A 7,090-nucleotide genomic window follows, 5' to 3' on the forward strand; every position below is an offset into this window, starting at 1 on the left:
AAAATCGGACACTCCATGTACATCATCGAACACTTTTATTATTTTTGATCAATAAACCTTTATTGTTATGATAGACGCAACAGTTTTAGTGATCGATGACGACGACGATATCCTGCTTAGTGCAAGGTTATTTCTGAAACAGCACTTTGACCAGGTAGTGACCTGTAAATCTCCAAAAGAGATCAATGTACTGCTGAGCAAAAATGAAGTTGACATCATCCTGCTGGATATGAACTACCAAAAAGGGGCCAGTGATGGCCGGGAGGGTCTATACTGGCTGGAGCACATTCTTTCCATCGATAAAGACTATGTGGTGATCCTGATGACAGCATATGGAAACGTGGAACTGGCTGTACAGGCAATAAAAAAGGGTGCGACTGACTTTATACTGAAACCCTGGGAAAATGAGAAGCTTTTTGCCACGTTGTCTTCCGCGTCTCGTTTGCGCCAGTCCAACAAAAAAGTGAAGAAACTCGAAAAGATCCACTCCTCTCTGCAAAAAGACATCAACCGGCAGTTTGAGAATATCGTGGGAAGCTCAGAACCGATCAGACAGCTGCAACACACGCTGATAAAAGTTGCGCCTACTGATGCCAATGTATTAATTCTTGGTGAAAATGGCACCGGCAAACAAGTATTTGCCTATGAACTGCACAGGCTGTCCAATCGCAGGAACCAGATCTTTATGCATGTCGACCTGGGCTCTTTAAATGAAAATCTGTTTGAAAGCGAATTATTTGGCTATGCCAAAGGTGCATTTACCGATGCAAAAGACGACAAACCCGGCAGATTTGAAATGGCAGAAGGCGGGACGATATTTCTGGATGAAATCGGAAATCTTTCCCTGCCGCTTCAGGCCAAGCTATTGAGCATTTTGCAAAATCGAACGGTCACCCGGCTGGGCGAAAGCAAGGAAAGAAAGATCAATGTGCGTTTGATCACGGCCACCAATATGCCTTTGAATGAAATGGTTGCAAAAGGAACTTTCAGACAAGATTTGTTGTTCAGAATAAATACAGTTGAACTGGAACTCCCGGGTCTTGCCAGGCGGGGCGAAGACATTCTCTTGCTGGCCGGCCATTTTTTAAGCAGTTTCGGGACAAAATACCACAAAGGTCTTTTAAAACTGGATGCCAAAGCTGAAGATACACTGCTGAAGTACCACTGGCCCGGAAATGTAAGGGAGCTCCAGCATGTCATTGAAAGGGCGGTGATCATGGCCGACGGGCATGAGATCAGCCATGCTGACCTTCAGCTGAGTCCGCAGAAATTTGGCAATAGTTCGCCGGTGCAAATTGACATCCCTCTGGAAGAAATGGAGAAACTGATGGTACAAAAAGCAATTGATAAACACAAGGGAAATATTTCCAGGGCCGCTGCCGATCTTGGCCTGACACGTGCCGCGCTGTACAGGCGTATTGAAAAATTTGACCTGTAATGTTTTATCAGAGGTTCACATTTCGGCTGTTTACCCGGATGCTGGTCATCAATGTACTGGCGTTTCTGCTGGTGTACCTGATCAGGAATACGCAACTGTGGTTTACCATCATAGGCCTGAGCATATTTCTTGTGGGGACGCTGATCAGCTTATACCATTACATCAACCAGATCAAAGATGACATTAAAAGATTTATCCTAGCTGTAAAAACGCGTGACGGCACTTTGAATTTCAAAAACAAGGCCACCAAAGGCAGCTTTCCCGAACTTTACGAGTCTTTCAACGAGATCATACAGATCCATAAAGACATTCAACTGGAAAAAGACTCGATGTTCCAGCTGATCAGGACCATCCTGGAACAAGTACCCGTGGGTGTAATCGTTGTAAAAGACAACAGGGAAAATGCAAAACAGGCGGAGATCGTCTTCTTTAACCAGGCCGCAGCCAACCTGCTCAACATACCCGCCTATAAATACTGGCACCGGCTGGTACAGCACATCCCCCAGTTTGCAGAAGAAATTGAATCCATAGGAAAGGGGGGCAAGAAATTCGTAGAATTGAAGATACAGGATAAACTGATCCAGCTTTCCACAGAGATCATTCCTCTGAACCTTTATCAGACAGACTATACGATCATTTCCTTTCAGAACATCAAAGACGAGATAGAGCAGAAAGAATCTGAAGCATGGAACAGGCTGATCGGGGTGATCTCACATGAAATCTTAAACTCAATTACTCCTATCAGTTCTTTGTCTGACACGGTAAACAGCATGATTTCGGAAAAAGAATTTCTGAGCAGCGATGACCTTCAAGACCTTAAGCCTGCCTTGCAGACCATCAAAAGGAGATCAGAGGGCTTGCTGGATTTTGTTAAAGACTATCGCCTCATCGCCGAATTGCCTACACCAGTCCTTGAGTATCATACCATTGGCGAGATCCTTCAGCACATCAAAGTACTGATGCAGCCTTTTGCCAGCGGAAGAAATATCATATTGAAGGTAGAGCAGACTTCTTCCAGGATCAGTATTCGCATCGACCTCAAACTGGTAGAACAGGCACTGATCAATCTGGTGACCAACAGCATTTATTCTTTAGAAGGCACAGCACATCCTGTGATTGGGATCAGCTATAAGTTAGACCAGAATAAACTGTATCTGGAAGTGAGCGACAATGGTAAGGGGATCGAGGCAGAACTGCTTGAAAAGATCTTTGTTCCCTTTTTTACCACCAGGAAAAATGGCTCGGGTATTGGTCTGACCATCACCCGAAACATTATGAAAATGCACCAGGGAAATCTGGAAGTAACCTCAGTTCCTTTTGAGCATACTACCTTTTCCCTGGTGTTTAGATATCAGTAATTATATTTCAGTACCATCTGGTATAACAGCGCCTTTTTTGACCACCACTATCCCGTCTTTAACCGTATACAGTTCAAATTCCCCGTCTGCAAGGTGATCTCCACCGATGATCTTCACATCATCACCGATTCGGCTGTTCTTATCAATGATGGCGTTTACGATCTTACACCTGTCACCGATCCCTATCATTGGCTTGCCTTTGGCTTTATCTTCGGCGATTTCTTCCAGCGTCTGGTATTTATCACTGCCCATCACATAGCAGCTTTCGATATGTGTACCTACACCAATCCGGGAACGGATGCCAATCACAGCATGCTTGATGCACTCAGCCTGTAAAATACAGCCCTCAGCAATGATCGTTTTGTCCATCGTAGTGCCCAATACTTTGGAAGGCGGCAGCATACGGGCACGGGTAAAGATATTGTGGTGATGGTCAAACAGGTTGAACTTGGGAATATCGTCTGTAAGCCCCAGGTTTGCTTCAAAGAAAGAAGCGATGTTACCTATATCTGTCCAATAACCTTCATACTGAAAACTCAGCACGTCGTGCTCCGTAAGCATCCTCGGAATGATCTCTTTACCAAAATCTTTCTCATCTGCATTTTCGGAAAAGATCTTCACCAAAAGGTCTTTGTTAAAAATATAGATACCCATTGAAGCCAGAAAATTACGGCCCTCTGCCTGCATGTCAGCTCCGGTATCAGAAGACCAGTCCTTGAGCAGCTCGGTCTTAGGCTTCTCTATAAATGAGGTGATGATGTTTTCTTCATTGGCTTTTAAGATTCCAAAGCTCGGCGCGTCCTTGGCGTTTACCGGAATGGTGGCCAGCGTCACCTTAACGCCGCTCTTAATGTGTGCCTCTACCATCTCATTGAAATCCATCTGATACAGCTGATCTCCTGACAGGATCAGCACATATTCAAATTCATGATTCAGCAGATGGTGCATCGTTTGCCTTACCGCATCTGCCGTTCCCTGAAACCAGGTCGGATTTTCGGGTGTCTGTTCCGCAGCCAGAATATCCACGAAAGCCGCACTGAATGTACTGAAATGATAAGTATTTTTAATGTGTTTGTTTAATGAGGCTGAGTTGAATTGCGTCAAAACAAACATGCGGTGTATTCCTGAATTTAAACAATTAGAGATAGGAATATCAACCAATCTGTATTTACCTGCAATCGGCACCGCAGGTTTAGAGCGAGTTTGTGTAAGTGGAGCTAACCTAGAGCCCTGGCCCCCGCCAAGAATTACACCCAATACTTTTTCAGTCATTTAGTTTCATATTATATTTGGTACAGATTTATATATTGCTGAGCTGCCTTATCCCATGAATGATCCAGCTGCATCATAAACTTACGAATTTCTTTCACTTTTTTAGCATCAGCATAAAGCTCCAATGCACGGTCTATGGCATGTCCAACATCCCAAACACTCGTCTGGTCATGGCAGATACCAAAACCATTATCCCCGATATCTATAACTGTATCTTTCAAACCTCCAATTCTTCTCACTATAGGAATGGTCCCGTACCTCAGCGCATACATCTGGTTCAGCCCGCAAGGCTCTACCCTGCTGGGCATCAGCAGAAAATCTGCACCTGCATATATTTGATGCGACAATTGCTCATTATAACCGATGTAAGCATTATAGTTTCCCGGAAAGGCCTCCTTTAAATGATTTAGTCTTCCTTCTACCTGCGGATCTCCCGAGCCCAGCACCAGTACATTCATTTCACCATTGCTTTGAAGCAGAGCGCTATAGAATATATCCGGCAGCAGGTCTGCACCTTTCTCACCTACCAGTCTTCCTATAAATGTAAATAATGGTTTATCAGGATCCAGATTAAAAACACTGCATAATGCTTCTTTGTTTGCTTTTTTTCCGGCTTCCAGTATTTTAATGCTGTATGGCTTATACAGCATCGTATCCGTGGACGGATCCCATACTTCGTTGTCTATTCCGTTCAATATCCCCACAGATTTGCCCCTTTCCTGCGACAACAGGCTTTCCAGTCCGTTGGCATTGTAGCGGATCTCTTCCAAATAACTTGGGGATACCGTTGTCACCCTCCAGGAACATTTAATAGCTGCCGCTAACGGGTTTATAGCTCCTTTCCATTCCAGCTGACCTGCCTTCCAGAGGTCAAACGGGGGTATATAATGCAGTTTGTCCCAGCCAAACTGCCCCTGGTATTGGCCGTTGTGGATGGTCAGCACAGTAGGCACGCTGCTCAGTTTTCTAAACTGACTGCAATACGCCGTCATAAAAGGGACCAGGCCGGTATGGTGATCGTGGCAATGGATCACATCGGGTTTGTGTTCCCATTGTGCCATCCAGTCCAGCACCGCTATCTGAAAAGCAAGAAAACGCTCTGTATCATCACCATAGCCATATACATTCTCTCTGTCCATCAACCCGGCGATGTGCACCAGGAAAACATCAAAACCAAGTTTATTGGTCTTTTCCCTGAATATCCTGACCGGAAAATTCTGAAAGCCCAGTTTGCCCCAGCCGTCGTAAACTACTTCAAATTCATTTTCACGGAGAAACCTGGTCTGATAAGCCGGCATGACAACTTTAGCGACATGCCCCAGCTTATTTTGATATTTTGGCAATGCACCTACAACGTCACCTAAACCACCTACTTTAGCAATAGGATAACATTCTGCGCTAAGGTGTATAATCTCCATAATTTAAGAATTTAAAAAGTATCTTAAATTAAGGATTAGAATAAGGAATGCAAATATTTAGCGCAAATAAATATCATTGCGCCGAAACAATCGTCCTTATGGCATTATCGTCATTTCGAACAAAGAGAGAAATCTCTTGAACTATAAAGAACAAGAAATCTCTCTCGTATTGACAATTGAGAAAAATTTTAATTCAGCTTGAACTCTTGTCTGGTGATATCAAGATAGAGATCACCATAACTCTCTGAAGGCTCAATCTGGGTATCCTTCCGGAAATCGTTAAAAGAATCTATAAATATGAGGCCGCTTTTTGATGCATTTAACTTGGCAACATTGCAAAATGTCCTGTAGAATCCCTCAGATCTTTTCAGCACCAGGTTTTTGCTGGTTGGGTTTTCAAACGTATATATCCTGCCAGAAGCAATAGAAGGAATAAATTCGATATTCCATGATTCCAGCATCTGTTTCCAGTATTTCCAGTTCTGGTCCACCATCTGTGGAAACAGGTAAGTACGGTCGGGAGAATCTCCTGCATCAATCATATTGGCTTCATACATCGCGTCTACACAGTTCTGAAACCTGAAATAAAAACGTTGTGGCGGAGACCACCTGTCCTGCATACCCACAATATACAATTCAAAGCCAAGTGCAAAAACCCGTTTTCTGAGTTCTGTATATACCGCCGGATTACTAGTGGCGTTCAGGTTCTGTGCACCGTTGATGATCAGCAATGGCTTATTGTTTACTTTCATATAACCTGCATTCCCAAAATAAACGGCAAGCCTTTTAAAATCATTATAAAATGCTTCGATCTGTGCGGCTGGTCTGGTTTCCAGCGCCGCAGTGCTGCTGATCCCAAACAATCCGGCATTGAAATTATAAGTGATCGCAAATTTCATACTTCCTGCATTTGGTGCATCCAAAAACGATTTGATGGTCAGGGAATCCTGTCTGTATCCGCCATTATCCAGCGTCGCAGAACGCACAGAAAATATAAAATAATCGATTTTTGCTTTAAGCGCAAAGTCTATATGCTGGGGCATGATAGGTGGATTGGTGGCTGGTATCGCTGTAACCACACCATTCGGGAACCCATACTTACCTACCTTGGGAAGTTCCTTGATGTTTGTATTAAAAGCCGATCCTGTATTCACATAAAATGCGCCCAGCACATAGTTTTTATCTGGTGGCGTGTTCTTGATTTCATAGTTTAAAAAATGGTCATCTACCGACGGACCTTCATCTTTTTTACAGGCGCCGAGCAAAGCAGACAATGCCAGCGTCAATATGCATAAGGTTGTATATCTATTTTTCATTTCAGTTTATTTAAATTATGGCCTGACAAATTTATTGACCAGTACGTAAGGGATACCCGCGGCGGCCAGGCTCTGGATAGTTGGCCCGTACCATTTTTGAATGTATTTTGGATCGTAAAAAGCTCTAGCGGTATTCCAGTCCCTGCGCACGACCGGCTTCGCAAATTTCAGTGAAACCGTAGGCAGGTCGTTTGCCCCGAATTTTGCGATCGCGTTATTGTATCCTGTAGGATTATACGTGCGCTCCACATTGGGAAATTCCCACCTGTCCGGAATATCAGTAATGGT

Annotated in this window: 6 protein-coding genes; 2 read left to right on the top strand and 4 right to left on the bottom strand. The window is 43.9% G+C overall.

Annotation, left to right across the window (positions count from 1 at the left end; genetic code table 11):
* Window positions 1-67 precede the first annotated feature (67 nt).
* Together VK541_RS13270 and VK541_RS13275 are read left to right on the top strand one after the other, a co-directional pair.
* Window positions 68-1,438 (top strand): sigma-54 dependent transcriptional regulator, encoded by a 1,371-nt coding sequence (locus VK541_RS13270; RefSeq protein ID WP_324370812.1) that lies wholly within the window; start codon window positions 68-70, stop codon window positions 1,436-1,438.
* Entirely contained in the window at window positions 1,438-2,796 is a 1,359-nt protein-coding gene (locus VK541_RS13275) for a sensor histidine kinase (protein ID WP_324370813.1), read from the top strand. The genes VK541_RS13270 and VK541_RS13275 overlap by 1 nt, the downstream gene beginning before the upstream one ends.
* Here VK541_RS13275 and VK541_RS13280 read toward each other — a convergent pair whose 3' ends face one another.
* From VK541_RS13280 to VK541_RS13295, 4 genes are all read right to left on the bottom strand, one after another.
* On the bottom strand, window positions 2,797-4,068 hold the full coding sequence (locus tag VK541_RS13280; protein WP_324370814.1) for a glucose-1-phosphate adenylyltransferase: 1,272 nt from the start codon (window positions 4,066-4,068) through the stop codon (window positions 2,797-2,799).
* Between the two features lie 11 nt (window positions 4,069-4,079).
* Window positions 4,080-5,486 (bottom strand): glycogen synthase, encoded by a 1,407-nt coding sequence (locus VK541_RS13285; protein WP_324370815.1) that lies wholly within the window; start codon window positions 5,484-5,486, stop codon window positions 4,080-4,082.
* Window positions 5,487-5,674: 188 nt separating this feature from the next.
* The gene (locus tag VK541_RS13290) at window positions 5,675-6,802 is read right to left on the bottom strand and encodes a glycoside hydrolase family 99-like domain-containing protein (RefSeq protein WP_324370816.1); all 1,128 of its coding nucleotides are present in this window, start codon (window positions 6,800-6,802) and stop codon (window positions 5,675-5,677) included.
* A 15-nt stretch (window positions 6,803-6,817) separates the two neighbouring features.
* Window positions 6,818-7,090, bottom strand: a 273-nt coding sequence (locus tag VK541_RS13295) for a hypothetical protein (protein WP_324370817.1), incomplete at its 5' end; no start/stop codon positions are given.

It is taken from the genome of Pedobacter sp. (genome assembly GCF_035317785.1).
Classification (GTDB): Bacteria; Bacteroidota; Bacteroidia; order Sphingobacteriales; family Sphingobacteriaceae; genus Pedobacter.

Excerpts from the sequence above, each read along its gene's own strand:
- VK541_RS13270 (WP_324370812.1), top strand. The coding sequence starts at position 68 with ATGATAGACGCAACAGTTTTAGTGATCGATGACGACGACGATATCCTG.
- VK541_RS13275 (WP_324370813.1), top strand. The coding sequence starts at position 1,438 with ATGTTTTATCAGAGGTTCACATTTCGGCTGTTTACCCGGATGCTGGTC.
- VK541_RS13280 (WP_324370814.1), bottom strand. The coding sequence starts at position 4,068 with ATGACTGAAAAAGTATTGGGTGTAATTCTTGGCGGGGGCCAGGGCTCT.
- VK541_RS13285 (WP_324370815.1), bottom strand. The coding sequence starts at position 5,486 with ATGGAGATTATACACCTTAGCGCAGAATGTTATCCTATTGCTAAAGTA.
- VK541_RS13290 (WP_324370816.1), bottom strand. The coding sequence starts at position 6,802 with ATGAAAAATAGATATACAACCTTATGCATATTGACGCTGGCATTGTCT.